The organism is Vibrio sp. WZ-1 (genome assembly GCF_052037695.1).
In the GTDB taxonomy this organism is placed as follows: domain Bacteria; phylum Pseudomonadota; class Gammaproteobacteria; order Enterobacterales; family Vibrionaceae; genus Vibrio.
Map to the genome: position 1 here is coordinate 378,778 of NZ_JBQEQR010000079.1, position 25,489 is coordinate 404,266.

A 25,489-nucleotide genomic window follows, 5' to 3' on the forward strand; every position below is an offset into this window, starting at 1 on the left:
TATTTTGGAAAATTCTTATGCAAGAAGACTACAAACAACCTTTGCGAATTGGCGTTGGTGGACCTGTTGGTTCTGGTAAAACGGCATTGCTGGAGGTTCTCTGCAAAACCATCCGAGACCAGTATCAAATTGCAGTGGTCACCAATGATATCTACACACAAGAAGATGCAAAAATCTTGACTCAAGCGGAAGCTTTAGATGCAGACCGTATTATTGGGGTCGAGACAGGTGGTTGCCCGCATACCGCGATTAGGGAAGACGCCTCAATGAACCTAGCAGCGGTGGAAGAGCTTTCTACGCGGCACCAAAACCTAGATGTGGTATTTATCGAAAGTGGTGGTGATAACCTGAGTGCAACGTTCAGCCCTGAGTTGGCAGATTTGATGATCTATGTAATTGATGTGTCGGAAGGAGAGAAAATTCCACGCAAAGGCGGGCCGGGTATCACACGCTCTGATCTGCTTGTTATCAACAAAATAGACCTTGCGCCTTATGTTGGTGCGTCACTAGAAGTCATGGAAGCCGATACCGCGCGTATGCGTCCGGAAAAACCTTATGTGTTTACCAACTTGAAAGAAGGAGTAGGGTTGCAGGAAATCATCGACTTCATTGTCGATAAAGGCATGCTAGAAAAGAGATAGTGGCAAATACATCATTACGCATCAACAATGGCGCTTATCCACAGTCGCTTCTATGTCTGATATACACTGAAAACAATAAAAAAAAGCAGCTTTAAAGAGTTAAAGCTGCTGAAGGATCATTGTGCAGAATAAGTAGATGTTTAAATCTACGGAACAAAAAGTGAAATCAAACAATAGTAACGTTTGATAAAAGCTATAGTATATGACCAGTGTTTTAGTTCAATATATATAGCGGATGTTGAGTTTGAATCTAAACACCTGGAGCGTATAGCTAAATAGTCGTTACTTTATTAACCTAATGTGATTCTTTGGTCTTTTTATATAGTCATAGAATTCTTTAGTTTTCAGTCGGCCGACCGAAAGTTCAATCTTGAGTTCATTAGCAAGTAATCTTAGCGTCGATCTGTTTACAATACTCTTACTGGCATTCAGTTTATCCAAGTATTCATCCAATATTTTGTCATCATAAACGTAAATATATTCATTCATAATTGCATGTCTTTTTCAATGATGGTTTTGTTGAGCATTGGACTCTAAAGTAAATTGTTATTAGTAGAGATATGCTTCTAATAAAGAGATGGGGTTTTAGACGATGGTCGCTTTATGGTTGGATTATTAGTGCATAATAAAATCTCTTCAACTTATTTTGTTCTAATTTCTTGATGTTGAAATAGTCTAGTCTAATGATGAAATACAAATCTCACTATTGTATTCTTTCTAAATTTATTTAAATATTTGTGTAATTTATTTTGATAAATGTTGATTATGGTTGTGTTTGTATTTATCTGACACTGTGATGACTTTGACGGTTTACTAATTATCTGATTTTTCTTAATTTATTAAAATGAGGATAAGATGAAGAAATCACTGTTAGCGATTAGCCTGCTATTGAGCTCTACAGCATATGCTGCGCATTGGGGATACGAAGGTGAGAATGGACCTGAATTTTGGGGTAAATTCTCTGAAGATTGCCAACAAGGTAAGAACCAAAGCCCAGTAAATATTCAATCAACCGTGTTGGGTTTTATGGATGAGATAAACATTAACTACCTAGGCAATGCCGTTTCTGCCATTGATAATGGCCATACTCTGCAAGCCAATGTTGAAGGCAATAACACGCTTCTGGTTGACGGTAAAAAATTCACGCTTTCTCAATTTCACTTCCACACACCATCTGAAAACCATGTTGACGGAAAAGAGTACCCGCTTGAGGCACACTTTGTTCATACCGATAAAGATGGCAATCTCGCTGTTGTCGCCGTTTTCTATAAGCTAGGGGATGAAAATCCAACGCTGAGCAAGTTGCTGAAGCAAGAGTTTGAAGAGGGTAAAACAACCAGCGTTGAGTCTGTGAGTATCAAATCGCTCATTCCTTCTAAGCACAGCTACTACCGATTCAATGGCTCGTTAACCACACCACCATGTTCTGAAGGTGTTCGTTGGCTGGTTTTGAAAGATGTTGAAATGGTATCTGAAGCGCAAGTGAAAGCGTTTATGGATATCATGGGCAAAAATAATCGCCCGATTCAGCCGATTAATGCTCGACTCATCATCAAATAATCATTAAATAATCATCAATGATAGCTTGTAGTCTAATGCGTTTTGCGCGCTATCTGCGATACATGGTTGTTTAAATGAAAAAAAGGACTCTTAACGAGTCCTTTTTGATATTAAAAATAAGAGCATACATCAAGTGGAACTCAAGTGCCTGATGGGGACTCCATCCTTGGAGATTTGACACTTAAGCGACATCGAGCGCAGTCATACATTACACCCGGATGTACTAACCAAAACCAATTTAACATTCGACTTATTAGCAGTACATCAAATGATTTTTGTTACTAAAACAGAACTAACCTTATAAATTATAAATGGTTTTGTTTTCAGTGAGTCTGATGGTTTTGCCGATATTGAGCTTGCATCGAAGCGAAGCTGGCACATTTTCAAATACCTAGAGGAGCTCAGTTGTATTTTGGGGTTGTGAAAAAGTGAGCTGAATGGAAGATTGTCAGTTTTACTTGATAGAGCGTATTAATCGTCAGCGTCGTCATTGGCCTTAAGTCTGTGTTTCAGAAAAATTGTTACCGTTTTGCGCTTATTTACCAAGTTAACCGTATTAAGTGGCCCTTTTTTGCAGTGGATAGAAAATCTAACCTATTCTTACTTCAAGCAATGAAATCAATGCGTTAATATGCATATGTTGTTCACAGAACGATAAGATTAACGGGTAGCAATGTCAGAGTTAGGATTCTTTATTCGCGATATTTAGGAGTTAGCGCGTTATGTCAGAGAAAATTTCCACATCGGCGTTAGCAAAAATGCGTCAGCTAGAAGCCAAGGCGTTATTTGCTGACCTTAAACGCGCTGGCTATATTGTTCGCCAAGATGATAAATGGATTTTGACCGAAGAGGGGGGCAAGTTTGGCGGCGAATATGTCGATCACCCGAAGTTTGGACAGTTCATTGTCTGGCCGACCAACTTGCACATTGAACTTGCGACCTCTTCTGGCAAAACGTATAGCGCAACGCAGCTTGGTGAGAAGCTTAAGCTCAATGCTAAGCGCATGAACCAGTTATTGAGCGAATTAGGATGGATCAGAAAATCGGAAGAAGGCTGGAGTCTAACCGAAGCTGGTATACGTGCAGGTGGGCAACAGAGAACTGACAAAGAGTCACAGAGCACCTTTGTGGTTTGGCATGATGTTGTGTTGCGTAACAAGCGTCTCAAGCAGTCTGTGGTTGAGTTTTTGGGGCAAGATGCCGAGTCTCATTCGACAGACAGGTCGCTTTCCAGCTTTCGCCAGAAGTTTGAAGCTAAACACCGCACTTTGGATGGCCATTACGTTCGCTCTAAAGGGGAACTACTTATTGATAACTGGTTATATTTGGCAGGCGTGGTGCATGCGTATGAACGCCAACTACCGATTGACCAAGATATGACGAGTGACTTCTATCTACCAGGTGGCAAAGTTTATTTGCAGTTTTGGGGTAGTGACACGGGTGACATGCTGGAAGTAGAGCGAGAGAAGGTTCGTGTTGTTTATGAGCAGCACAATTTTAACCTGATTGAGATTGAGCCGTTCGAGTTAGATAATCTTGATGAGGTGTTGCCTAAACGTCTACGCCAGTTTGGCATTCAAGCCTATTAGGCTATTGCTCAGAAACGAAAAAACCCGTGATGATTCACGGGTTTTGTGTATTCAGCGTTTATCTTTGGTTGTTACCCGAAGGGTTAGAAACCTTTGATGTTTTCCGCTTCTAGCTCAGAGAAGTACTTCACAGTCTTCACTTTAAGCTCTTGCTGTGAAGGCTCATCACAAACGATCACTGCTTTAGGGTGAAGCTGAAGTGCAGAAACCGTCCATAGGTGGTTTACGCTGCCTTCTACTGCTGCTTCTAGAGCAAGCGCTTTATTGTGGCCCGTTACTAGGATCATTACTTCTTCAGCGTCTAGTAGCGTACCTACACCGATAGTCAGTGCGTACTTAGGAACTTGGTTGATGTCGCCATCGAAGAAACGAGAGTTCGCGATACGAGTGTCTTCAGTTAGTGTCTTGATGCGAGTGCGTGAAGACAGAGAAGATGCTGGCTCGTTGAATGCGATGTGACCGTCGTTACCCACGCCGCCCATGAATAGGTTGATCTTGCCGTAAGATTTAATTTTGTCTTCGTAACGTTGACATTCTGCTTCGTGATCTTCCGCGTTACCGTTAAGAAGGTTGATGTTCGCTTCTTGAATGTTTACGTGGTTGAAGAAGTTGCTGTACATGAATGAACGGTATGATTCTGGGTGATCTGCAGGGATACCAATGTACTCATCCATGTTGAATGTTACAACGTGTTCGAAGCTTACTTCACCAGCTTGGTAAAGTTCGATCAATGCTTTGTAAGTTGCTAGAGGAGTGCCACCAGTAGGTAGACCCAGAACGAATGGACGCTCAGCAGTTGGTTGGAAGTCGTTAATACGCTTAGCGATGTGTGCTGCCGCCCACTTGCCTACTTGTGCTGCCTGAGCTAACGGGATAAGTCTCATTTTGTGCCCCTAGTTATTGGAATTTAAGATGTCCTGAAACATTAATTCGCATTATAAAATAAGTTATGGGGAACTGCTATTGTTTTAGGTCAAAAATTTGCTTTTTCTTTAATCAATGTTGCTTTTCTCAACAGTTGTTACGTTTGCTTCTTACAAACTCTCACCTATCAAGATAGCTTTAGTGTGTCTTGCATTGCTGCTCAGAGTTTAAAATTTATGATTGAAATTAAGTTTTTCAATGTTGTTGGTACTGAGTAGGTCTTTGTTTCGTAGGGTAAAGTGAGAAAAAATACGTAAGTTATGATCTTACGCAATCTATGGTGTGGCACGGTGTTTCTTCTTTAACCATAATTAAAGCGAGTTTATTGCTAAGGGAAATCGCAATGAGAAACGAATTAGATGCCACCAAAGTACTGCAAGCGTATGAATGTGTGATGAACAATGGCACGCCAACTGAATTCGGTAAAATATATGAAGGGGTTGAAGCATTCTCTGATTATGATGGCTACAACGTCTTTATGCGAGGTAACGGCGTGGAGTTGAAAGTGGGGTTTCACAATACCTATCATTTGGAGTATGACCAAGAACACTTAAAAGATAGCTTCTTGAAGAAGGTAGCGATGTTAGCCAAGTAATAGAAAGTGTGTATTTGAGTTGAAAAAAGCCCTTGAGGAAATCACTTAAGGGCTTTTTGAGAAGAAAAGTGAATGCACACTTCTATTTGATTCAACCAAACAATAGTGTTTGATTAAGGGCTAGATTAATCGTCTTCGGCTAAGCTCTCTTCTGCATAATCATCAGACGCTTCTGGTTTGTTACGACCATTTAGTGTGTGGAAGCGTTTGCGACCACGGGCCAATTGGGTGTACTTCAACCAAGTGCGTTCGATTTTAGTTTTCGCTTTGCCTGGGTTTTCTAGAACTTTAACGAAGTGTTTTTCTTCGGAGTTCTCTGGTGTCAACTCACCTGACTCTAGGCCAAGCATAGTATCCCCATAAATTGTTAGGATTTCCTCTTCTGAGAGAGTAAAATCGCCAGACTTTGCAAAGCCGCGCGGAAATTTTACGTTATCGTAAAAACGTTTTTTGCCATGACGAAATTCAGTGTCAGACATATCAACAGCCTCTGTAACCGTTATTGATGAATGTGATGAATTACGGCGAAATTAGGCGCAAAGCTAACAAAAGAAAAACAAAACTTTTTTGTCGTCAAGATTTTAATTAATTGTTAATCTGGTTTTATATTAACCAGGAGATGGTTTATGGATGTAAAGGTTTTTAGAACATTTTTAGAGCTGGCAAAGGTTCGTCACTTCGGACGAGCTGCTGAGAACTTGTACATTACTCAAGCCGCAGTGAGCGCACGCATCAAACAACTCGAAAGTTATTTCGATACTCAGTTGTTTATTCGTGATCGAAATAACATAAAGTTGACCTCCGCAGGTGAGCGTTTAATAAGCTATGCCGAGGTAATGGTCACCACCTTGCAGCAAGCCAAACTCGAATTATCCCTCGAAGATGGCAAAGCGTTGCAGCTCACCATAGGTGGTACGCCGAACATTTGGGATGCTTATCTGCAAAACTGTTTGAGTGTGGTAACAGACTCATTTAGCGGTTACGGCTTTATGGCAGAAGTCATGGGGCGCGAAATGCTCAGCCGCAGTCTTTTAGAGCGTACTCTCGACATGGCGTTTGCCTTTGACCAAATCAAAGCGGATGAGCTCAACTGCAAAAAAGTAGCAGATGTGGTGCTTGTGTTAGTTTCTACTGAGCCTGATTCTCTTGATACAGTATTTGGTAAGAAATACGTGTATGTCGATTGGGGTACACGCTTTGCTTCTGAGCATGCGGAACGCCATCCAAAAATTCCTGCGCCGTACCTTCGTACCTCCACGGCTCGTATCGGATTAGATTTCATTTTGGAGAAAGGTGGTAGCGCATACCTACCAGCATCTTTGGTTGAGCCATTTATCGCAAGCGGACAACTCTACAAGGTGTCTGGCGTGGAAGATTGGTACCGTCCTATCTATTTGAGTTATCGCAAAGCTAGCACGTCTGTAGAGGCGATTAAACAGGTTGAAGAAATCGTAAAAGAGATTGACCCGTTAACGGCGTATAGCTTGCAGCAAATCGCAGATATTCCCGTCGGCGAATAGAGATTATTTGTCATCTTCTAAGTGAGATTAAGAAAGCTCTTGGTATAAAACCAAGGGCTTTTTATTTGGCGCTTTCTGAACCAAGAGTTACGGCAGAATATATCCAGCCCTATTGAGTTAAGCTGATGAACCAAAATGTGAAAAAAAAGAGCACAGCTAACTGTACTCTTTTACGTTTACAAGGGGGAAAGGAGTAATTACAGGTTCATTAAACTTTCAAGTGAGTCTTCTACACAATTATAGTGATAAGTCCTTATCGAGTTACCATCGGTTGTATTAATTTGAATTTCTGAAATCTCATTGTCTGAGTCACGCTCAATAATTCCTATTGAGTGTTCTACTGATTTACTAGTAATAACCTTGTGATTTCTAAGTACAATCACGCACGTATGTAAGTCCATGCCAATTCCCTTTAGCCGACGTTGTTGTGTTGTTCTTAACTAACCTTAGTGCACAAATTGACTAATGCCACATTTTCTCATTATTGAGTTCCGAAAATGGCTAACCCGATCCAAAGTAGCACTCTACAATGTATGTGTACTGGTTGAGCAACTGATAGTGTTGGCTCAAAAAGAAAGGCAAAAACTGGAATCGCATTATGACCATCAATCCATATGCTACGTTGACCAATGAACAGTGTAAAAAAGCGCGCATGGCACGAGACAGTCGTTTTGATGGGCGTTTTTACATTGCGATGAAAACGACAGGGATCTTCTGTCGTCCTATTTGCCCAGCCAACTTGCCCAAAGAGGAAAACGTTGAGTACTTCACTGACAAGACTCAGGCTTTGAAGGCTGGCTATCGTCCTTGCTTGCGTTGTCGTCCGGACAGTGCGCCAGGATCATGGGCCTGGAAGGGTGCTGAAACCACATTCCAACGTGCGATTAAAATGATCGATCAAGGCGAACTGCAGCATCAGTCTCTGGTGGATTTATCGGATCGCCTGGGGATCTCAGATCGTTACTTACGCATGCTGTTTGAGCAATATCTGGGGATGTCGCCCAAGCAATACGCTCAGTACCAACAGCTGATGTTTGCCAAGCAGTTGCTACACTCGAGCTCCATGTCAGTCACTGAAATTGGGTTTGCCGCGGGGTTTAATAGTACGCGACGTTTCAATGATGCGTTTCAAAAAATCCTGCAACTAACGCCATCTCAAATACGCCGAAAAGAGTTTGATGGCATGGGGACGAATCGAATTGTATTGCCTTATCGCGGTGCGTTGAATTGGCAACATATGCTTAATTTTTATCGCTTACGTGCAATTGAGGGAGTGGAGCAAGTTACTGAAGATGCATACCTGCGCAACGTTTCTCTGGATGACTGTCAGGCGCGATTCAAGGTCACTCAGGGCGAAGGTTACCTTGAGATGGCGTTTGATATTGAAGACGTAACCAAGCTGCTGAGTCTCGTGGCTGGTGTGCGTCGTATGTTCGACCTCGATGCGGATATCTGCACGGTGGAGCAGCACCTTGAATACATTGCGCCGGGATTAGTCAAAACACAGGGTATTCGTATTCCAGGCGTGTGGAGTGCATGGGAAGCCGGAGTTCGTGCTGTGTTAGGGCAGCAAGTATCGGTCAAAGCGGCGATTGGGCAGCTTAATTTGTTGGTAGAAACGCTCAGCAACGACCAGCAAGTACGTCACTTCCCAACGCCAGAAGCAATTGCCTGTGCCGATGTCAGTTTTTTGCGCATGCCGCAAAGTCGTAAAGACACATTGGTGCGATTTGCTCAGTACATGCAGCAGAATCCAGAAGCTGATCCACAACAATGGCTGGAGTTGAAAGGCATAGGCCCGTGGACGGTGAGCTATGCGCAACTGCGTGGTCAGTCTCAACCGGATTGTTTTTTAGACAAAGACTTGGTGGTGAAGAAAGCCATGCCAAACTATCCGTCATTGAATACTCATACTGCGTCGCCTTGGGGCAGCTACGCGACTTTTCACTTATGGAATCAATCATGAAATCACTTTATACGGTAATGCCAAGTCCGTTAGGCGCAGTGACCATCCAAGCCAACGAGCAAGGTTTGCTGGGGATTTGGTTTGAAACGTGTACCACCAAACCAGACGATTTGGGTGAACGTGATGATCAGCATATCGTGCTTAGCCAAACCGTTACCCAATTGGAAGAATACTTTGCTGGGTTGCGTAACGAATTCGACTTGCCACTTGCGGCAACGGGTACTGATTTCCAAACCCAAGTTTGGTATGCGCTGACGACCATTCCTTATGGCGAAACGTGGAGCTACCAAGACCTTGCGAATGCGATCGGCAACCCCAAAGCTGTGCGTGCGGTGGGGCTGGCTAATGGTAAAAACCCAATTTCGATTGTGGTGCCATGCCATCGAGTGATCGGTAAAAGTGGCAAGCTCACTGGCTATGCGGGCGGGGTAGAGCGCAAACAACGATTATTAGCGTTGGAGAAGGGTACACCACTTTAAGTGAGACCATTCTCAGAAACCGGCAAGTTTTACCTTATTTGGCTAAATTTTGTGTAGGGTTGTTGTGCTAATAAGCAATCCAGAGCAATGAAAAAGGATAATAAGGATATGTCTTTCAATACGGATTTTGATGCATTTATAAACCAAAGCTGGCAACAGCATGAAGCGCAGCCACAACAAACATACAACCAACTAGAACAAGCGATTAGTGAGGTGGAAGATACTAATCATGCTGAACGCATTTTGCCTTTAATGCTGCACACCTCCATTGGTCATTTACACGATCCAAAGCAGTTTCTTACTAGTTTAGATAAACTCGAAAACGGCGTTGCAACTCAATGTTTGGCACGCCAGAGAGCTAAAGCGGTAGCGCAGTATTTTATTGACCGAAATACGGACCACATCGCTGATTTAGACGATGTCGACCAGCGCCGCGTGTTTGCTCAGATTGCCAACGAACTGTCGGCGATGAATGAGCTAGAGCAAGCGAGCACATGGTTAGTGAATGCAGCTGCTGGTCTAGAATCAGACAAGGTTGTAGAGCCGTTAGCGCGCTCGATTGCCATTACGGGTAACAATCTTGCTTGCCAATATGAAGAGCTTGAGGCGCGCTCTGAAGCGCAAATAGAACACATGTTAGAAGCGGCGACACTGGCACTTGAGTATTGGAAGGTTGCTGGTGGTTGGATGCAAGAAGAGCGCGCAGAATATCGCTTAGCCATGAGCCTACTTAAAGCAGGACTACCACTCAAAGCCAAAGTACACGCTGATCGCTGTGAGGCAATCTGTCGCCAAAATGGTGAAGATGCTTTTGAGCTCTTCTACGCTCATGATTTGTTGATGTTAGTGCACTATCACTTAAGCCAAGCGAGTAAGCAAACACTGGCGACGGATGACCAGAAATATTGTGAGAACTCGCCATTGGCGTAATCTTTTCGTTAGCGAATTAGAACAAACAAAAAGCCCCGAGTTAATTAATGGCTCGGGGCTTTATTTTGTTCGTGACTCAGTCCTATCACACAACTTGTGGCTTCGGCTGATAGCGCCCAGGTTTGTGGTTCATCGCTAAGATTAAGTTGGTCGCGATCGCGCCAAGTACAGAAAGGGCGATTAAGTAAACATCGACGATAAACAGCGACATCACAACGATAGTACAGTCGAGCGCCATTTGTACTTTACCTGCACGAATACCAAAGCGCTCCTGAAGGTAAAGCGCCAAGATGTTAAAGCCACCTAAACTCATCTTGTGGCGGAAAATCACCAGCATCCCCATACCAATCAAGCCACCGCCGAGTAGGGCTGCGTACACGGGCTCAATACGAGAAATCTCAATCACATGGTGCAAGTGGTCTACCGCAAAAGAAACGATCGAAACCGCGATAAAAGTGTTGATGGTAAAACGCCAACCCATGCGCATCACAGACAGAATGTAGAAAGGTAGGTTCAGTGCGAAGAACACCTGACCAAAACTGAAGTCGCTGATTTTGGTGAGGAAGATTGCCAACCCTGCCGTACCGCCAGTAAGTAGTCCAACCTTGTTGAAGAAGATAACCCCAAGTGACACTAACGCGCTACCGAGCGTCAGCGCTAAGAGGTTCTCTCTAAGGCTATGATCTTTATCCATAAAAGTATTTTCCTAGGTTTTAAAAACGTCTTAGCTGCGAGCATGCAACCAAAACGGATGCGGTCAGCAAAACGCCAACCAAAGAGTGATAAAACGCTAAATAAAATGTCGCGAAAAGTGATTGATGTCGAGTTTTTGACCTAGATTACGCAGATGTTAACTGTTTAACAGACTTTACACATTAAACTGGACGAACACGGAAGGAACAAGGAAAAGTCATGATTAAACAAGTGGGTAGCACCACAATTCAGCCTTTGCATAAGCTCTCTTGTCACTGTGGAAAAGTGCAAATCGAACTGTCGTTACCGAATGGAATCGAGAAGCCTCGGCGCTGTGATTGCTCCATGTGTCGACGTCGTGGTGCGATTGCGGCGTCGGTACCTTTGAATGGGATTCGCATCATTCAGGGTGAGGAAGCACTCAAGCTTTATCAATTTAATACCAATACGGCTAAGCATTTCTTTTGTGGTGAATGTGGCATTTATACTCACCATCAGCGCCGCTCTAACCCAAGCGAATACGGTTACAACGTTGGCTGTTTAGAAGGTGTAAACCCATATGAATTGGGAGAGGTAGAAGTAATGGATGGCGTAAACCACCCATCAGACCGATAAGAAATCTTAGAATCGATTAAGGCAGTTTAAGTAAACAAACTGCCATTCATCCATAGATGCGCGGCAATACTCGCAACGTAACCTAGCGCAATCACCGGTGCCCATTTAAGGTGCCCAAAGAAGGTATATTGCCCTCTTGCTGCGCCCATGAGTGCAACGCCAGCAGCAGAGCCAATCGATAGTAAACTACCACCGACACCAGCAGTGAGAGTCACGAGTAGCCAGTTACCCATCGACATGCTTGGGTCCATGGTCAAGACAGCAAACATCACCGGAATGTTATCGACGATCGCGGAAAGGATACCCACCATAATATTTGCCCAAATTGGGTTCCACTCGGTATACATCACGTTAGAAACCAATCCTAGATAGCCAAGTAAACTAAGCCCACCGACACACATTACCACGCCATAGAAGAACAACAGAGTGTCCCACTCGGCACGAGATATACGATTGAATACGTCAAATGGTACTACCGAGCCTAGTCGTTTCAACGCGTAATCATCACCATTGGCAATCGCCATTGCAGCTTTTTTGGCAAGAGAATGTTTGAGCGTTTTACGCAGGAAGTAGCCGAAAAATTGTAGATAGGCGAGTCCCATCATCATGCCGACCACGGGAGGGAAGTGCAAAACAGCATGGAAGGAAACCGCTGTCGCAATGGTAAGGATAAACAAACCAACGATGCGCCTTGCACCTCGCTTAAGTTCAATGTGTTCGTGAACCGTATCTGGCTTCGTATTTGGTACAAACAACGACATGATGAAAGCAGGAATGACGTAGTTGATCAGTGAAGGTACAAACAGCGGCATAAATTCAGCGAAGCTGACGTGCCCTGCCTGCCAGACCATCAGAGTAGTAATGTCACCAAATGGGCTAAACGCCCCACCGGCGTTGGCAGCAATGACGATATTGATACATGCTAGATTGACAAAGCGGGGATTATCACCTGAAACCTTCATCACCACTGCACACATCAAAAGGGCGGTCGTTAAGTTGTCTGCGATAGGGGAAATCACAAACGCTAAGCTTCCCGTTAACCAAAATAGTTTTTTAAAGTTAAAGCCTTTTCCGACCATCCACGCTTGTAGTGCGTCAAACAGTCTGCGCTCTTCCATTGCGTTGATGTAAGTCATCGCCACCAGTAGGAACAATAAAAGTTCAGCGTATTCCAAAAGGTTGTGTTCCAGTGCGGCTTTGGCGATGTCTGCTTGGTTGTGCTGGGCAAAGGTGTAACCAATCAAGATCCAGATTAACCCTGCAGCGAGCAACACGGGTTTAGACTTTCGCATTTGCAGGTATTCTTCCAGCATCACCAGAATGTAGGCAATGGTGAAGAAAATGAGCGCGGCATAGCCGACGGTGGAATTGACGAGATTAAGATCACTGGTCGCAGCTGCAAATGTAGAGCTAGAAAACATCAAACAGCAAAACGCGACAATTGGATAGATTGGCATAGACATTTCTCCTTGTCCGACTGGAGAAATTTTAGCCACATATTAGAGGGTTAAGTGTGAGAAAGCTCGAATTAACGATAGGAGTTTTGAATTGATGTAGCTTGCGCCACTACTTTCTGAGTGACGCAATACTTGCCGCGCCAAATAGGATTGCAGCAGCATATAAACCATAGGTTAACCAATGGCTAATTTCTAAAAAAGGAACGAGTCCTTGACCTGCCCACATACAGCCTCCGTTTAATGAGCATATTGTTGATGTCGAATAAATCTAAAGTAAATGAACAATGTTTTTTGTGAGTGATAGCAAATTACAGCGTATTAGAAATGATAATTTTGATGAGTGAGAGAAAGCTCTCATTTCTATTGAACCTGCACTAACCCTAAAGTATTAGTGCAGGCAAAGCCTATTTATCGGAGTAGTAGTTTTTGTAGTGGTGTTGCTTCAATAGCCTTTACAAGTAGCAGTGTTACCACGATGGTTGCTGGATAAATAAAGGCGTCTTTCGCTAAGTTTTCTAGCCCTAACAACCCTGCCACGTTCATCATCATAATGATCACCAGTAAGTGGCTGACGTAGATACCCAAAATGCTCGGAGACCACTTGTACACCCATGGCATGTTGCCAAAATTTGGATGTGCGAGAAGCCACATGAACACGCCTAAAGACCAGACAACAGTACCGAACAAAAAGTCGTGCGAGTTAAAGGCGATCTCGTAGTCCAGCAAGTAATAGGCTTCAGCGAAATGCAGTGCCATACCAAGCAAAATAACGCGAATGGTGTTGTTGCGAAACCATTGCCATTGGTGCTGTCTTGCCAAGTAACCAAGTACAACTAACAAGGTGCTAAAGAACGGGCCATTACGAGTGAAAAATGGTGTTGGTAGATCCGTTAGCGTAACGTAACTGCCTGCAAATACACCGTAGACATACAGTAATACTGCGGTTGGGAGTAGCAGTTGCGCCATGCCAATACGGACAAGAAACGCAATGAGAGCCACTGCAATCACAAGAGCAGGTATGAACCACAAATGCACCAACCCGCCTTCCATTAGTGAATTGATTGGGTTCGACATCAAATAGCTCCAGTAACCTTGTCGCTCGGTAAGGTATCCTGCTTCTGCAACCACTTGCCAGCGAAATGGTACTAACAAACAAATTACGCTCCAAACCAACCATATTTTAAGCAGAGGATTGGCGTAGTTTTTCAGCGTTTCAACGGGGTTGGTACTAAGTTTTGGTTGGATCAGAAAACCGGAGATCAGGAAAAACAGCGGCACGGCGAATCGAGCTAGCTGGTTAAGCATGTATCCTACCCATGGTATTTCATCCCACTGCCAATAGGTGAGAGCCATCTGGCAGTGAAGCCCAACGATCGCAAACATTGCGATGATACGGGCAAATTCTAAACTGGCAATTTTCTTTGTGGTTGCCATAAGTGCTTACCTAAAATAGTGAAAAATCGCTGCGAAATTAGCAGCTAACGGCTCGGTTCTCGCGGTAAAAAATCAACTCATGTGCAATTGGCATCCCCCAGTTCTCGAAATTCAGACTTACCTCAAATTTCGAAAATTTGTATTCATTGAGTTGCTCAATATATTGCGAGCGTGAGTGCGACTGAACGTAATGCTTCTTCAGTGCCCACTCAGAAACCACATTACCATTTCGAACGACAAAGGCTCTCTACTGGGAGTCTTTTTTATGCGTGAAACAGTAGGAAAAAGCAGGGTTTTAGTGTGATTCAAGTTCAACTCGAATCGGCATACATCGATTGTACGATGATACTTTTTACAGTGTAAAACTCACGGGCATATAGTGGCGGCGAATCAGTTATTAACAACAATATAAAGGTCTAAAATGAAAATAAAAGCCCTACTGTGTTCTACTCTTGTTGCAGTGACAGCCCTACCTACCTTTGCTGGTGAGACCAAGCTGGATGTACGTTTTGGTCACAACACCGCGTCTGATATTCGCGATAGCCGTGTGAAATTTATGCATACTTTCGATACGGGATTTTACTTTAGTGCCGAAGCCGCGCAAATCCACAATGATGGTTACTTTGCTGGTAATGACTCTAATGATCCAGATAAGAATGGCTTGAAGGCAGCGGCACAGGAATTTGAAGCAACTTACAAGTTTGATCTTGGTGAAGATTGGTATTGGGCGCCAGGTTTGGTTATGGTAACAGCCCCGAATTGGACGGAATACCGACCTTACCTAAAGCTTGGTACGACATTTGACAATGGCGTGTCTTTAACGGGTCGTTACCGCTACAACTGGTCAAATGATGCGAATGGCAAAAACTATCTTGATGGTTCTGGTACCACTCGTGGTGCTTCTAACCAGTTTGACCTTTGGATCTCGAAAAACTTTGGCGATGTGGGTTTGATGTACAACCCTCGTTACCGTTATCAAGATGGCGTAGATCAAGGTACTGGTCGAGATGATTATTGGGAGCACACGATCATGGTGAACTACAAGTTGAATGAAACTTGGACGCCATACATGGAGCTTGTTTCTGTGGATGAGACTTATGTAAATGATCAGGGTAAGCGTGAGAATGATTACGCAGTGCGCTTAGGTTTTGTGATGAACCTGTAGTAACGAAAGAAATCAAAAAAAGCGGTCATTGACCGCTTTTTTTGATCGGAAATAAGAGCTAAAGCGAGTTAAAAAGTGAGTAGCTCTTTACCGATTTTATCTACGATGTTAAGGATATGGATTTGTGACTCTCGACTATAGAGAGAGATACCATCCACTTGCTCTTCTAAAGGAACATTAACATGGCTTGATTGTGCTAATGTAGAGCCTTTTCGACTGATCCCCATCACCTTCAAACCTTTTCTTTTGGCGTTGTGCGCCATTTCTACGACGGCTTGTGTTTCCCCGGATTTACTGATTAACAATAGCGTCCCGAGTTCAGCTCTCGTTAGCTGGTGGATATCTGTGATCACCAAGTGAGGAATATTCGCCAGAGAAAGGAAGCGCGATAAATAGTTCACACTCACAATCGATGCGCCGCGAGAGTATAGATACACAACGGGAGAGTCACTCAGTGTCTTTGCCACTTGTGAAATGACACTTTGCTCGCACTCTTCGCCGTCTAGGTTCTGTACCTGTTCTTTTAACTCATTTGCCAACTTATAGCGCAATTCTGTGTAGCTGGCATACCCCATTTTCTTACAAACTCGATTGACCGAGGTTGTCGTAGTAAGTGCCTTGTTGGCTATGGTCTTTGCCGAGATCTCATGTAACTGACTGGCGTGCCCAATCAGATACTCGTAGATAACACGCTCTATGCCTCGAAAAGTATTCATCGCTTTTGACTATTATTGAGAAAACTGTCGGTATTACGCTTGAAAATGGCCGCGTTGTCTTTGCGTCGGATCACAGATGTATCGTGATACGTGAGTTGTATGAGGAAACAATATCTGAGCCGAGTTGGGGTTCATATACTGTCCGCAGTAAAAAATAACAAGGTATAGACCCATGAGTAAAAAGAAGCTGGTTGCAGTCACCGCCTGCCCTACAGGCATTGCACATACCTTTATGGCAGCTAAAAAAATCAAAAGCTGGGCTGACAAGCATGGCTATGAAGTCAAAGTGGAAACCCAAGGCAGCGATGGTGTGAAAAACCGATTGACTGCTCACGATATCGCAACCGCTGATGGTGTCGTGCTAGCCGTTGACGTGCCTATCATGGACATGGAGCGTTTTGATAATGCCAAGCCGTTAAAAGTACGAACTCAAGAGCTGATCAAACATGTGGATGCTTTGTTGCCAACGGTTTTCCAACGTGGCAAAGAAAAGTCGGCGGCATTGAGTGAGCTTCCAATTGAAGAAAAGCGCTCGGCGTATCAAGTTGCGATCGGCCACATCATGACGGGCATCAGCTACATGCTGCCAGTGGTGGTTTTGGGTGGTCTTCTAATGGCGGTTGCCAAGATCACCGGTGAGTTCATAGATATCTCCGGTACTCCGATTCAAACCTTGGATAAACTGGGCTTCATGACCATTAAGTTCATGTACCCAATCTTTGCTGCATACCTTGCCTATTCTATCGCTGGTAAACCCGCTCTGATCCCTGCCTTTATTGGCGGCGTGATGAGTGACGAAGTGTACAAGCGATTTTTCGACCTAGAGGGTTGGGCGCCTTCTGGCTTCTTTGGCGCCATCGCGATTGGTTTCCTGGTTGGTTATCTCGTACGTTTCTTGAACGATACGATCAAAGTGAAATCAGAACTTACCACGTTGAAAACCATGCTTGTGGTACCTGCGATTACGGGTGTGGTGATGGTGCTGACGATGGAATACATCATCAATCCATTCTTTGGGGCTTTGAACATCGCCATGATCAACCTGTTTACCGAAGCGGGTGATGCAGGTCGTGGCATTTACTCGATGGTCATTGCGGCAGGTACTGCATTTGACTTGGGCGGACCAATCAACAAAGCCGCAGGTTCAGTAGCGTTAGGTCTTAACGGTATGGGCGAAGGCTTTGATTTGATTGCCCGCGAATTAGGCATCGTTATCCCGCCTATCGGTGTTGGTCTTGCAGCCTTACTCGACGGCAAATTCCGTCCGCGAGTGTTTTCTCCAGAAGAGCGAACCGTCGGTAAAACGTCTTTGATGCTGGGCTTGATTGGTATTTCAGAAGGGGCGATTCCATTCATCCTAAAGAATCCGAAGATGATTCCAATCATGATTTTAGGTTCCATCATCGGAACGCAGTTAGCTGTAGTGCTTAACGTATTTCAAAGCTTGCCATTACCGGCAGTATGGGGATGGTTCCTATCGTCTGACCCTGTGAGCTACACCATTTCTGTTATTGCCGGCTCTCTGTTTATTGCTGTGGCTCTGCTGCTTTGCACGAAACCTCAGCCTACTCAAGCTTAACCATTTTCAACGGGGGAAGATGCGTCTTCCTCCAATAAAATTCAGACCAAGATTTAGAGACAACGCCAATGGCTAAAGTACACGTAATTCCTCACACTCACTGGGATCGTGAGTGGTATTTCACCCAACAGGATAGTGATGTACTCGCGACTTACAATTTTACAAAAGTGATTGAAACGCTCGAAAACACCGAGGCTTACACCTGTTACCACTTAGACGGCCAGTCCTCTATTGTGGAAGATTATCTTAAAGTCCTACCTTACATGCAGGAGCGCATGGCTAAATTGGTTTCAGGGAAGAAACTGTTTATTGGACCATGGTACACACAAACTGATACCTACAACGTCGCCGCAGAATCGATCATCCGTAACTTGAAATACGGTATGCATATCGCTGAGGAACTTGGCCACAGTATGAAGGTGGGCTACTTACCAGATACCTTCGGTCATAACGCGCAAATGCCTACCATTTTTAAAGGTATGGGTATCGATAACATTATCTTTTGGCGCGGTATTGATTATGACCAACAGGTCGAAAAATCGCACTTCTTCTGGCGTTCGACGGGGGGCGACGAGATCTATGCTTACAACCTAGTTCACGGTTATGGCGCAGCGAAGAACATCAACGCAACGCCTGAACATCTGGATAAGAAAATCTTTCCGATGGTAGAGAAGATCAAATCACTCTCAGGCTTAGATGAAGTGTTGATTCCATCGGGTGGTGACCAAGTGAATATCGACCCTGAGTTACCAAAAACCTTACAAGCCGCGACTGAGCGCTCGGGTAAAGATGTTTACGTGATTTCGTCGATGGAAGCGTTTGTTGATGTGTTACGTAATAATGACCAAGCGTTTGAGACGTACCAAGGCGAGTTTAAAATGCCACGCTACACGCGCATCCACAAAACCATTGGTTCAGTTCGTTATGACATCAAGAAACTCAACTTTGAAATTGAACAGTTCTTATTGAAGAAACTTGAAGTGGTGATCGCTATCGCGAAGGCTCAAGGTATTACCGTACACACTGAGTTGGTCGATATTGCTTGGAAAAAAATCCTTGAATGTCATGCCCATGACAGCATGGGTGGATGTAATAGCGATGCCACCAACGCCGATATCATGCATCGTCTCAAGCAAGCGGAAGAGATTTGTCACGGCCTTTACAACCTCGTTATCAAAGAGATTGCCAGTGCATGTCATGACGATGAGTTGATGTTATTTAACGGTCAAATGACACCTTACAGCGGGATGGTCAAAGCGGTTGTATTTAGTGCGAGTGAGAACATTTCGGTTCTGGATTCTGGTCAGCCTCTGCCGATTGAAGTGCTCAAGAAAGAAACATTGAGTGGCGGTAAGATCATTGAGGTAACAAAAGATGGCGAGAAGGAAGTCGACGTACCACCATACTACCGATTCGAGCTTAATGTGCTTGTTTCTGAATTACCTGCAATGGGGTATCGCGTTTTTGAAGTTCAAACTTGTGAGCAAGCTAATACAGAGCAAGTGAACAGCGAGCAAGCGGTGATCGAAAACCAAGCATTACGAGTTTCTTTAGAGCAAGGTCAACTGCGCTTAGAAGACAAAATTAATGGCCGTGTTATCGAGCAATTATTAACGTTTGAAGAGCAAGCCGACGATGGCGACTCCTACGATTTCTCGCCACTAGAAGGTGATACACCATACTACAGCACTTCGCTTGAGTGGTTGTCATGTACGGTTGGTGAAACGCAACAAAGCTTATCTGTTCGAGCAACGTTAGTAGTGCCGCAAGATCTGACGGCACGACAAAGTGGTGAGCAGAATAGACAAGCGGTATTCGACATTACGATGAGTCTGGTTAGTGGTGAGTCCCAGCTTCTGTGTGATATCAACACAGTGAACAACACTTGCGATCACCGTGTACGCGTTCTGATTAACTCAGATCTTCAGACTGATACTTCGATTAGCACTCAATCTTTCGCACTGATGGAGCGTCCTGTTGCTCCCGACCTAGCGCAATGGCGTGAAAAGTACCGAGAGTGTCCTGTCGATATTGAAACCACAGATGGTTCTGTCGCGATTGCTGAGTCGGAGCGAGCTCTGATTTTAACGGGACGTGGCCTTAAAGAGTTTCAGGTATTGAAAGGCTCAGAGAGCGATAAGATCGCACTGACTTTGTTTAAGTCGACCGGACGACTTGGTAAGGATGACTTGTTATGGCGTCCGGGGCGTGCATCTGGCATCAACAACACAGTGGTATATACGCCTGATGCTCAACTGCAAAAAGCGATGAGCTTTAGCTTTGCTCTGGCTCTGTGTGATAACGCCCAACACAAGACCATTCGTCAGTTAGAGCGCCGTTATTTGGACCAACCTTTTGGGTACCAAAAACAATCGCTGAACAGTTTTGAAAATCGTCTTGAACGCTTCCAAGTTCGCTTTGAACCGAGACAGCATTCACCTTCATTCAGTCTGTTCTCATTACTGCAAGCGCTGGAATTATCTAGCTTAGGACACGCCTTCTACCGTGATAATGCGATCATTCTGCGCGTGTTCAACCCAACTGAGAGCCCAATCGAGCTTGACCTTGATTCGCTGAAGCATTTTGTAGACGTTGAATTGGTGAACTACCGCGAGCAGCCACTCGATGGTGCTTACATTGTGCGCCCGAATAATAGCTTAGATGTGCGTTTAACGCTTGGTAACAAAGAGAATTAGGAGAGAGTCATGATTGCTAATGCGATTTACAACAAAGTTGCCAAGCTATATGGCGAGGCCAGCGCGACAGAAATTACCGATGATATTCTTGCTCTAATGACAAAGTGGCAAGACAAAGCACCGCAATATCGGAATTGGGTGGATCAACGTACCTCTTACTTGATCACCTATGGCGACAGTTTTTCTACTCAAGCGGAACCTACGCTGGCGACGATGAAGACATTCGCTGATCGCCACTTGAAAGGGGCATTGAGCAACATTCATATTTTGCCAATGTTCCCTTACACCTCGGATGATGGTTTTAGTGTGGTTGACTACCGTCAGGTGGACCCTAATCTCGGTAATTGGGAGCAATTGAATGCACTATCTGAGAACTTTGACCTGATGTACGACTGTGTCATCAACCATATCTCTAAGAGCAGTGATTGGTTCCAAGGTTACCTAGCGGGCGATGTGAAATACCAAGACTACTTTGTAGAGTCTGATCCGAGCCTTGACTATTCAAGTGTAACGCGCCCCCGTGCGTTACCGCTCCACACTCCGTTTAGCAAGGCATCGGGTGAGACTGTACATGTGTGGACGACTTTCTCGGACGATCAAATTGACATTAACTTCCACAGCCCGAAAGTGCTTTTAGAAAGCATCGATATCTTGTTGATGTACGCGGCGAATGGTGGACGCTCGATTCGTCTTGATGCGATTGGTTTTATCTGGAAAAAGCTCGGAACCACATGTATTCACCTAGAAGAAGCGCATGAAATCATCAAACTATGGCGAATCATTTTGGATGAAGTGATGCCAGGGACATTGTTGATCACTGAGACCAATGTGCCGCACAAAGAGAATGTATCCTACTTTGGGGGCGGCGATGAAGCACACATGGTTTATCAATTCCCACTGCCGCCATTAACGCTGCACGCTTTGATGAGTGAAAATAGCGAGACATTGACGCAATGGGCGACTTCGCTGACAAATGAAGCGATGGCGAGACTCGCTCAAGGTGATAAAACTACGTACTTTAACTTCCTTGCCAGTCACGATGGGATCGGGGTTCGTCCAACGGAAGGCATACTGACGGATGAAGACCGCCAAATGATGTGCGCGCAAGTCGAGCGCAAAGGCGGTCGAGTGAACTATAAAAATAACGGTGATGGGACCCAATCACCTTATGAGCTGAATATTAACTACCTCAGTGCAATTACAGAGCCGACCGACAGCATTGACGACAAAGCGAAGAAATTCATCGCCGCTCAATCTATCTTGCTGTCATTCATCGGTGTACCCGCGATTTATTACCACAGCTTGTTGGGTAGCGAAAATGATGTGCAAGGTATGATCGATTCCGGGATTAACCGACGCATCAACCGTGAAAAATTGGATTTATCTAAGCTAGAAAGTGAGTTGGCAGAAGAAGGCTCACTGCGCTCAAAAGTATTCAAGCCAATGACGCACTTATTGAACCTTCGTCAGCAATACGCCGCATTCTCACCACAGGCTTCTCAACAAGTCTTGAATTTGGGTGATGGTATCTTTGCATTGCAACGTGGCGATGGTGAAGAAGCCATTCGATTTGCGGTTAATCTGACATCACAAGCTCAAGCTGTTGTGTTAGCGGATTCTGGCTTTGACCTCATTAGTGAACAGTTAATGCCAACAGAATTTGAGTTGGCGCCGTACCAGTTTGTTTGGCTGACACAGCAAAAATAAGGAACAGATCATGAAACTTGCCCAACTTACAACTCCTGAGCTGATCATGCTTGATGCTGTGTTTGAAGATCGCTTCAGCGCCATCAATGCACTGACGGACAAGCTTGAACAAACCGGCAAACTTACTAACAAAGCACAATTTCTTGAGGCGGTATTAAAGCGCGAAGAAGAAGGACCGACGGCCCTTGGTGAATACTTAGCCGTGCCTCATGGCAAATCAGAGGCAGTGAGAGAGCCTGTCTTCGCATGTGCATTTGTGAAAGATGATCTGATGTGGAAAGGCCTGGATGGCGATGAACCAGTCAACATGATTTTCTTGTTAGCGATTCCGCCAGCAGAGGCAGGCTCGACACACATGGAGGTGCTGACTACGTTGACTTCATCGCTGGTTGATGACGATTTCCGTGACCAGTTACTCGCTGCGCGCACTACTCAAGAGATCATGGCGCTATTTGGAGAAGATGATACTGATAGCGAGCCTCAAGTTGAACAATCAGAAGCTGAATCGGCGCAACAAGACAATGTCGCAAAAGACATCAGCAGTATTGCTTACCCGGTAGTACTAGGCATTGGTGTCATCATATCGGCATTTTTGTTCTTACTACTTTAGAGCGGTGTATTTGATGAAAATAGTAATTGCTCCTGACTCATTTAAAGAATCACTCACTGCCAAGCAGGTTTGTGAATGCATTGAGCAAGGTTTTGCTCAAGTATATCCGAAAGCTCAATACATACACCTTCCCCTCGCCGATGGTGGTGAGGGAACGGTTGAAGTACTAATACAGGGGCTAGAGGGTGAGGTGCAGCATTCGCTCGTGGCTGGACCGCTAGAGCGGGGTATTGCTGATTCAAAGGAGAGGGCTCAATGGGCGTTACTTGATAATGGTAATACCGCATTGATTGAAATAGCGGCAGCGTCAGGCTTGGATTTACTTTCGGCTTCGGAACGTAACCCTGCAGTCTCTACTACATATGGTACTGGCGAGCTGATAAGTAAAGCGCTAGATCTGGGAGTGAACAAAATTATGCTCGGTCTAGGTGGAAGTGCAACTAACGATGGTGGTGCTGGAATCGTACAAGCTTTGGGTGGGAAATTGCTAGACAGAGAGGGCAATGAACTGCCAAAAGGTGGTATTGCTCTTGCTGATCTTGATCGTATCGATTTGTCACATGCTCACCCTCGTTGTCATCAAGTAGAGTTTATCGTGGCATGTGATGTTGCCAACCCACTTGTTGGTGTGAATGGTGCGAGCGAGGTTTTTGGCCCCCAGAAAGGGGCATCCCCAAGATTGGTTGCTGACTTGGACCGTTCCTTAGAGCGTTTTGCCAAGGCTGTATTTTCAATAACAGGTGTCGATCACCGCTTAAGTGCTGGGTTTGGTGCTGCGGGCGGCACGCCTTTGGGACTATCGTTGTTATTTGACATTCAAATTACGCCCGGAATCGAGATGGTATTAGATGCGCTGGATGCGGATAAAGTCCTTGAGCACGCGGATTTGGTGATCACCGGAGAAGGCCAAATGGACAATCAAACCTTGCAAGGTAAAACTCCATTTGGTATCGCAAATCGAGCCAAGAAAAAATCAATTCCAGTGATTGGCATTGCTGGATCTTTGGGCTCAGATATCGAAGGCCTGTACAGCAAAATCGATTGTGCTTTTGATACTGTTAGCTCTCCTCAAAGCCTTGACCAAGCGCTCAAGCAGGCGAGTAAAAACGTAGCTCGAACTGCTAGAAATATCGCTGCGACTCTCAAGTTGGGTGCGACCTTAAATAACAAGTAGCCGATTGTTGTTTACTTGTCAGTGATGCGAAGAAAATTCTATGTCTTTATTTAAATTAGATAATGTCATTCAACATTACTCATGGGGCAGCAAGCAGTCTATTTCTGAACTGTTTGGTATTCAAAATCCCAATGCGCAACCTCAAGCGGAAATTTGGATGGGTGTTCACCCGAGAGGCTGCTCAAGAGTTGCCGATACCGGACAGTTGCTTTCGGGCGTATTAAGCCAAAACAGCAAAAGCATGTTGGGTGAATATACACAAGCAAGGTTCGGTGAATTGCCTTACTTGTTTAAAGTTCTTGCGGCAGAAACTCCGCTTTCCATTCAAGTGCATCCTAGCAAGAAAAAGGCTCTACTTGGTTTCGAAAGAGAGAATCAGTTAGGTATTCATCTTGATGCTTCGAATCGTAATTATAAAGATTCAAATCATAAGCCTGAACTTGTTTACGCACTGACTTTCTATAAAGCAATGAATGGTTTTCGTCCTGTATCGCAAATCATTGAACTGTTTAATGAAGCAAGAATTAGCGTGCTTGATACTGACATTTCAGTGTTAGCAAGCAACCCGAATAGTGAAGGTTTGAAAGCGTTTTTTACCACAGTGATGACTCTTGAAGATGAGCGAAAACAGTCTGCACTAGAACAATTATATTCGGCCTATGAACGCAGACCGAAGACTGCAATGGGGCGAGATGCATTGCATTATAGTAAAGGCTTTAAAAAGCACTATATGGATGATATCGGTTTGTTTTCGCCGTTAATGTTGAACACAGTCGAACTTGCTCCGGGTGAAGCGATGTTTCTGCATGCCGAAACACCACATGCTTATATCGAGGGGACAGGGTTAGAGATTATGGCTAACTCAGATAATGTGTTACGTGCAGGCCTTACTTCGAAGTTTATTGATGTGTCTGAACTGATTGATAATACTCGTTTTGAAACGACAAAAATTGACGACATTAAACTAAAACCTATCGTAAAAGAAGATAAGTTAACTTTCCCGATACCAGTGGAAGATTTCGGATTCGATATCGTGCCAGTGGATGAGGATATAAGCCAACAATATCTGCGCAGTGCAGAAATCCTGTTTTGTATTGATGGAAAGGTAACGGTTTCTACCAATGAACGTCAATTAGTACTTCATTCTGGTGAGTCGGTATTCATTAGTAACGATACAGAAAAGTATCAGTATCATGGCAAGGGGATGCTTGCTAGGGCTTACAATTAGTAAAAACTGATTTTATGGCTATTCACTTCTCTGGCTCAAAAGTAGAGTAGCCTTTGGTACACCAGAGTCTGAAGAGCATTATCAGGCTCTGAGTGAGTTTTTTACGGCAATTTAGTGAAGTAACTCAAGGCTAAATATCTGTTTCCAAGAGAAAGGGTTCACATATCTTCACCAGCTTGATGTGATTTTACTTTGCTTGTTCGAAGTGATC

The 25,489-nt window shown here is 44.4% G+C and carries 23 protein-coding genes; 16 read left to right on the forward strand and 7 right to left on the reverse strand.

Annotated elements, in window-relative coordinates; all coding sequences use genetic code 11:
• Positions 1–17 precede the first annotated feature (17 nt).
• The 3 genes from ureG to ACTS60_RS16455 all read left to right on the forward strand — a co-directional run bounded on the left by ureG (position 18) and on the right by ACTS60_RS16455 (position 3,790).
• Positions 18–641, forward strand: coding sequence for an urease accessory protein UreG (ureG, locus tag ACTS60_RS16445; protein WP_440889124.1), 624 nt, complete (start codon positions 18–20; stop codon positions 639–641).
• 855 nt (positions 642–1,496) lie between these two features.
• Positions 1,497–2,201 (forward strand): carbonic anhydrase, encoded by a 705-nt coding sequence (locus tag ACTS60_RS16450; RefSeq protein WP_440889125.1) that lies wholly within the window; start codon positions 1,497–1,499, stop codon positions 2,199–2,201.
• Positions 2,202–2,923: 722 nt separating this feature from the next.
• Positions 2,924–3,790: a glycerol kinase gene (locus ACTS60_RS16455; RefSeq protein WP_440889126.1), complete on the forward strand. Its 867-nt coding sequence runs from the start codon at positions 2,924–2,926 to the stop codon at positions 3,788–3,790.
• Positions 3,791–3,873: 83 nt separating this feature from the next.
• Here ACTS60_RS16455 and nagB read toward each other — a convergent pair whose 3' ends face one another.
• Positions 3,874–4,674, reverse strand: coding sequence for a glucosamine-6-phosphate deaminase (nagB, locus tag ACTS60_RS16460; protein ID WP_440889127.1), 801 nt, complete (start codon positions 4,672–4,674; stop codon positions 3,874–3,876).
• Positions 4,675–5,057: 383 nt separating this feature from the next.
• On the opposite strand from nagB, the gene ACTS60_RS16465 reads away from it, so the two are divergent.
• Positions 5,058–5,309, forward strand: coding sequence for a DUF3081 domain-containing protein (locus ACTS60_RS16465; protein WP_440889128.1), 252 nt, complete (start codon positions 5,058–5,060; stop codon positions 5,307–5,309).
• 125 nt (positions 5,310–5,434) lie between these two features.
• On the opposite strand, the gene ACTS60_RS16470 is transcribed toward ACTS60_RS16465, so the two are convergent.
• A complete protein-coding gene (locus ACTS60_RS16470; RefSeq protein ID WP_005434702.1) occupies positions 5,435–5,788 on the reverse strand; it encodes a DUF413 domain-containing protein in 354 nt (117 codons plus the stop codon).
• Positions 5,789–5,935: 147 nt separating this feature from the next.
• Between ACTS60_RS16470 and ACTS60_RS16475 the strand changes: the two genes are divergently transcribed.
• Positions 5,936–6,829 (forward strand): LysR family transcriptional regulator, encoded by an 894-nt coding sequence (locus ACTS60_RS16475; protein WP_440889129.1) that lies wholly within the window; start codon positions 5,936–5,938, stop codon positions 6,827–6,829.
• A gap of 197 nt (positions 6,830–7,026) precedes the next feature.
• Here ACTS60_RS16475 and ACTS60_RS16480 read toward each other — a convergent pair whose 3' ends face one another.
• Positions 7,027–7,230 carry a hypothetical protein gene (locus tag ACTS60_RS16480; protein WP_440889130.1) on the reverse strand — a complete coding sequence of 68 codons (204 nt, stop codon included), beginning with the start codon at positions 7,228–7,230 and terminating at the stop codon, positions 7,027–7,029.
• A 197-nt stretch (positions 7,231–7,427) separates the two neighbouring features.
• Between ACTS60_RS16480 and ACTS60_RS16485 the strand changes: the two genes are divergently transcribed.
• From ACTS60_RS16485 to ACTS60_RS16495, 3 genes are all read left to right on the forward strand, one after another.
• On the forward strand, positions 7,428–8,795 hold the full coding sequence (locus ACTS60_RS16485; RefSeq protein ID WP_440889131.1) for a DNA-3-methyladenine glycosylase 2 family protein: 1,368 nt from the start codon (positions 7,428–7,430) through the stop codon (positions 8,793–8,795).
• Positions 8,792–9,274, forward strand: a complete 483-nt coding sequence (locus ACTS60_RS16490) for a methylated-DNA--[protein]-cysteine S-methyltransferase (protein ID WP_045385734.1) — start codon at positions 8,792–8,794, stop codon at positions 9,272–9,274. Before ACTS60_RS16485 ends, ACTS60_RS16490 begins: the two co-directional genes overlap by 4 nt.
• A 108-nt stretch (positions 9,275–9,382) precedes the next feature.
• Complete coding sequence (locus ACTS60_RS16495) at positions 9,383–10,204, forward strand: hypothetical protein (RefSeq protein WP_440889132.1); 822 nt, start codon at positions 9,383–9,385, stop codon at positions 10,202–10,204.
• 85 nt (positions 10,205–10,289) lie between these two features.
• On the opposite strand, the gene ACTS60_RS16500 is transcribed toward ACTS60_RS16495, so the two are convergent.
• A complete protein-coding gene (locus ACTS60_RS16500; RefSeq protein WP_038886138.1) occupies positions 10,290–10,898 on the reverse strand; it encodes a YitT family protein in 609 nt (202 codons plus the stop codon).
• A 218-nt stretch (positions 10,899–11,116) separates the two neighbouring features.
• On the opposite strand from ACTS60_RS16500, the gene ACTS60_RS16505 reads away from it, so the two are divergent.
• Positions 11,117–11,512, forward strand: a complete 396-nt coding sequence (locus ACTS60_RS16505) for a GFA family protein (protein ID WP_409582579.1) — start codon at positions 11,117–11,119, stop codon at positions 11,510–11,512.
• A gap of 26 nt (positions 11,513–11,538) precedes the next feature.
• On the opposite strand, the gene nhaD is transcribed toward ACTS60_RS16505, so the two are convergent.
• Positions 11,539–12,969, reverse strand: coding sequence for a sodium:proton antiporter NhaD (nhaD, locus tag ACTS60_RS16510; RefSeq protein WP_409582580.1), 1,431 nt, complete (start codon positions 12,967–12,969; stop codon positions 11,539–11,541).
• A 408-nt stretch (positions 12,970–13,377) separates the two neighbouring features.
• On the reverse strand, positions 13,378–14,403 hold the full coding sequence (locus ACTS60_RS16515; RefSeq protein ID WP_440889133.1) for an acyltransferase: 1,026 nt from the start codon (positions 14,401–14,403) through the stop codon (positions 13,378–13,380).
• A gap of 421 nt (positions 14,404–14,824) precedes the next feature.
• On the opposite strand from ACTS60_RS16515, the gene ACTS60_RS16520 reads away from it, so the two are divergent.
• Entirely contained in the window at positions 14,825–15,568 is a 744-nt protein-coding gene (locus tag ACTS60_RS16520; protein ID WP_440889134.1) for an oligogalacturonate-specific porin KdgM family protein, read from the forward strand.
• A 68-nt stretch (positions 15,569–15,636) separates the two neighbouring features.
• Here the strand turns inward: ACTS60_RS16520 and ACTS60_RS16525 are convergent, their stop codons facing one another.
• The gene (locus ACTS60_RS16525; RefSeq protein ID WP_440889135.1) at positions 15,637–16,284 is read right to left on the reverse strand and encodes a MurR/RpiR family transcriptional regulator; all 648 of its coding nucleotides are present in this window, start codon (positions 16,282–16,284) and stop codon (positions 15,637–15,639) included.
• A gap of 172 nt (positions 16,285–16,456) precedes the next feature.
• On the opposite strand from ACTS60_RS16525, the gene ACTS60_RS16530 reads away from it, so the two are divergent.
• The 6 genes from ACTS60_RS16530 (at position 16,457) to manA (ending at position 25,278) form a co-directional block, all read left to right on the forward strand.
• Positions 16,457–17,863, forward strand: a complete 1,407-nt coding sequence (locus ACTS60_RS16530) for a PTS fructose transporter subunit IIC (protein WP_440889136.1) — start codon at positions 16,457–16,459, stop codon at positions 17,861–17,863.
• A 68-nt stretch (positions 17,864–17,931) separates the two neighbouring features.
• Positions 17,932–20,559 carry a glycoside hydrolase family 38 C-terminal domain-containing protein gene (locus ACTS60_RS16535; RefSeq protein ID WP_440889137.1) on the forward strand — a complete coding sequence of 876 codons (2,628 nt, stop codon included), beginning with the start codon at positions 17,932–17,934 and terminating at the stop codon, positions 20,557–20,559.
• Positions 20,560–20,568: 9 nt separating this feature from the next.
• Positions 20,569–22,266, forward strand: a complete 1,698-nt coding sequence (locus tag ACTS60_RS16540; protein ID WP_440889138.1) for an alpha-amylase family glycosyl hydrolase — start codon at positions 20,569–20,571, stop codon at positions 22,264–22,266.
• A gap of 10 nt (positions 22,267–22,276) precedes the next feature.
• Positions 22,277–22,876 carry a fructose PTS transporter subunit IIA gene (locus ACTS60_RS16545; RefSeq protein ID WP_440889139.1) on the forward strand — a complete coding sequence of 200 codons (600 nt, stop codon included), beginning with the start codon at positions 22,277–22,279 and terminating at the stop codon, positions 22,874–22,876.
• A gap of 13 nt (positions 22,877–22,889) precedes the next feature.
• Entirely contained in the window at positions 22,890–24,050 is a 1,161-nt protein-coding gene (locus tag ACTS60_RS16550) for a glycerate kinase (protein WP_440889140.1), read from the forward strand.
• 40 nt (positions 24,051–24,090) lie between these two features.
• Positions 24,091–25,278, forward strand: coding sequence for a mannose-6-phosphate isomerase, class I (manA, locus tag ACTS60_RS16555; RefSeq protein ID WP_440889141.1), 1,188 nt, complete (start codon positions 24,091–24,093; stop codon positions 25,276–25,278).
• Positions 25,279–25,489 lie beyond the last annotated feature (211 nt).

Excerpts from the sequence above, each read along its gene's own strand:
- ACTS60_RS16465 (WP_440889128.1), top strand. The coding sequence starts at position 5,058 with ATGAGAAACGAATTAGATGCCACCAAAGTACTGCAAGCGTATGAATGT.
- ACTS60_RS16535 (WP_440889137.1), top strand. The coding sequence starts at position 17,932 with ATGGCTAAAGTACACGTAATTCCTCACACTCACTGGGATCGTGAGTGG.
- ACTS60_RS16495 (WP_440889132.1), top strand. The coding sequence starts at position 9,383 with ATGTCTTTCAATACGGATTTTGATGCATTTATAAACCAAAGCTGGCAA.
- ureG (WP_440889124.1), top strand. The coding sequence starts at position 18 with ATGCAAGAAGACTACAAACAACCTTTGCGAATTGGCGTTGGTGGACCT.
- ACTS60_RS16490 (WP_045385734.1), top strand. The coding sequence starts at position 8,792 with ATGAAATCACTTTATACGGTAATGCCAAGTCCGTTAGGCGCAGTGACC.
- ACTS60_RS16515 (WP_440889133.1), bottom strand. The coding sequence starts at position 14,403 with ATGGCAACCACAAAGAAAATTGCCAGTTTAGAATTTGCCCGTATCATC.
- ACTS60_RS16475 (WP_440889129.1), top strand. The coding sequence starts at position 5,936 with ATGGATGTAAAGGTTTTTAGAACATTTTTAGAGCTGGCAAAGGTTCGT.
- ACTS60_RS16480 (WP_440889130.1), bottom strand. The coding sequence starts at position 7,230 with ATGGACTTACATACGTGCGTGATTGTACTTAGAAATCACAAGGTTATT.
- ACTS60_RS16485 (WP_440889131.1), top strand. The coding sequence starts at position 7,428 with ATGACCATCAATCCATATGCTACGTTGACCAATGAACAGTGTAAAAAA.
- nhaD (WP_409582580.1), bottom strand. The coding sequence starts at position 12,969 with ATGCCAATCTATCCAATTGTCGCGTTTTGCTGTTTGATGTTTTCTAGC.
- ACTS60_RS16470 (WP_005434702.1), bottom strand. The coding sequence starts at position 5,788 with ATGTCTGACACTGAATTTCGTCATGGCAAAAAACGTTTTTACGATAAC.
- ACTS60_RS16525 (WP_440889135.1), bottom strand. The coding sequence starts at position 16,284 with ATGAATACTTTTCGAGGCATAGAGCGTGTTATCTACGAGTATCTGATT.
- ACTS60_RS16545 (WP_440889139.1), top strand. The coding sequence starts at position 22,277 with ATGAAACTTGCCCAACTTACAACTCCTGAGCTGATCATGCTTGATGCT.
- ACTS60_RS16540 (WP_440889138.1), top strand. The coding sequence starts at position 20,569 with ATGATTGCTAATGCGATTTACAACAAAGTTGCCAAGCTATATGGCGAG.
- ACTS60_RS16530 (WP_440889136.1), top strand. The coding sequence starts at position 16,457 with ATGAGTAAAAAGAAGCTGGTTGCAGTCACCGCCTGCCCTACAGGCATT.
- ACTS60_RS16550 (WP_440889140.1), top strand. The coding sequence starts at position 22,890 with ATGAAAATAGTAATTGCTCCTGACTCATTTAAAGAATCACTCACTGCC.
- ACTS60_RS16450 (WP_440889125.1), top strand. The coding sequence starts at position 1,497 with ATGAAGAAATCACTGTTAGCGATTAGCCTGCTATTGAGCTCTACAGCA.
- ACTS60_RS16500 (WP_038886138.1), bottom strand. The coding sequence starts at position 10,898 with ATGGATAAAGATCATAGCCTTAGAGAGAACCTCTTAGCGCTGACGCTC.
- manA (WP_440889141.1), top strand. The coding sequence starts at position 24,091 with ATGTCTTTATTTAAATTAGATAATGTCATTCAACATTACTCATGGGGC.
- ACTS60_RS16505 (WP_409582579.1), top strand. The coding sequence starts at position 11,117 with ATGATTAAACAAGTGGGTAGCACCACAATTCAGCCTTTGCATAAGCTC.
- ACTS60_RS16455 (WP_440889126.1), top strand. The coding sequence starts at position 2,924 with ATGTCAGAGAAAATTTCCACATCGGCGTTAGCAAAAATGCGTCAGCTA.
- ACTS60_RS16520 (WP_440889134.1), top strand. The coding sequence starts at position 14,825 with ATGAAAATAAAAGCCCTACTGTGTTCTACTCTTGTTGCAGTGACAGCC.
- nagB (WP_440889127.1), bottom strand. The coding sequence starts at position 4,674 with ATGAGACTTATCCCGTTAGCTCAGGCAGCACAAGTAGGCAAGTGGGCG.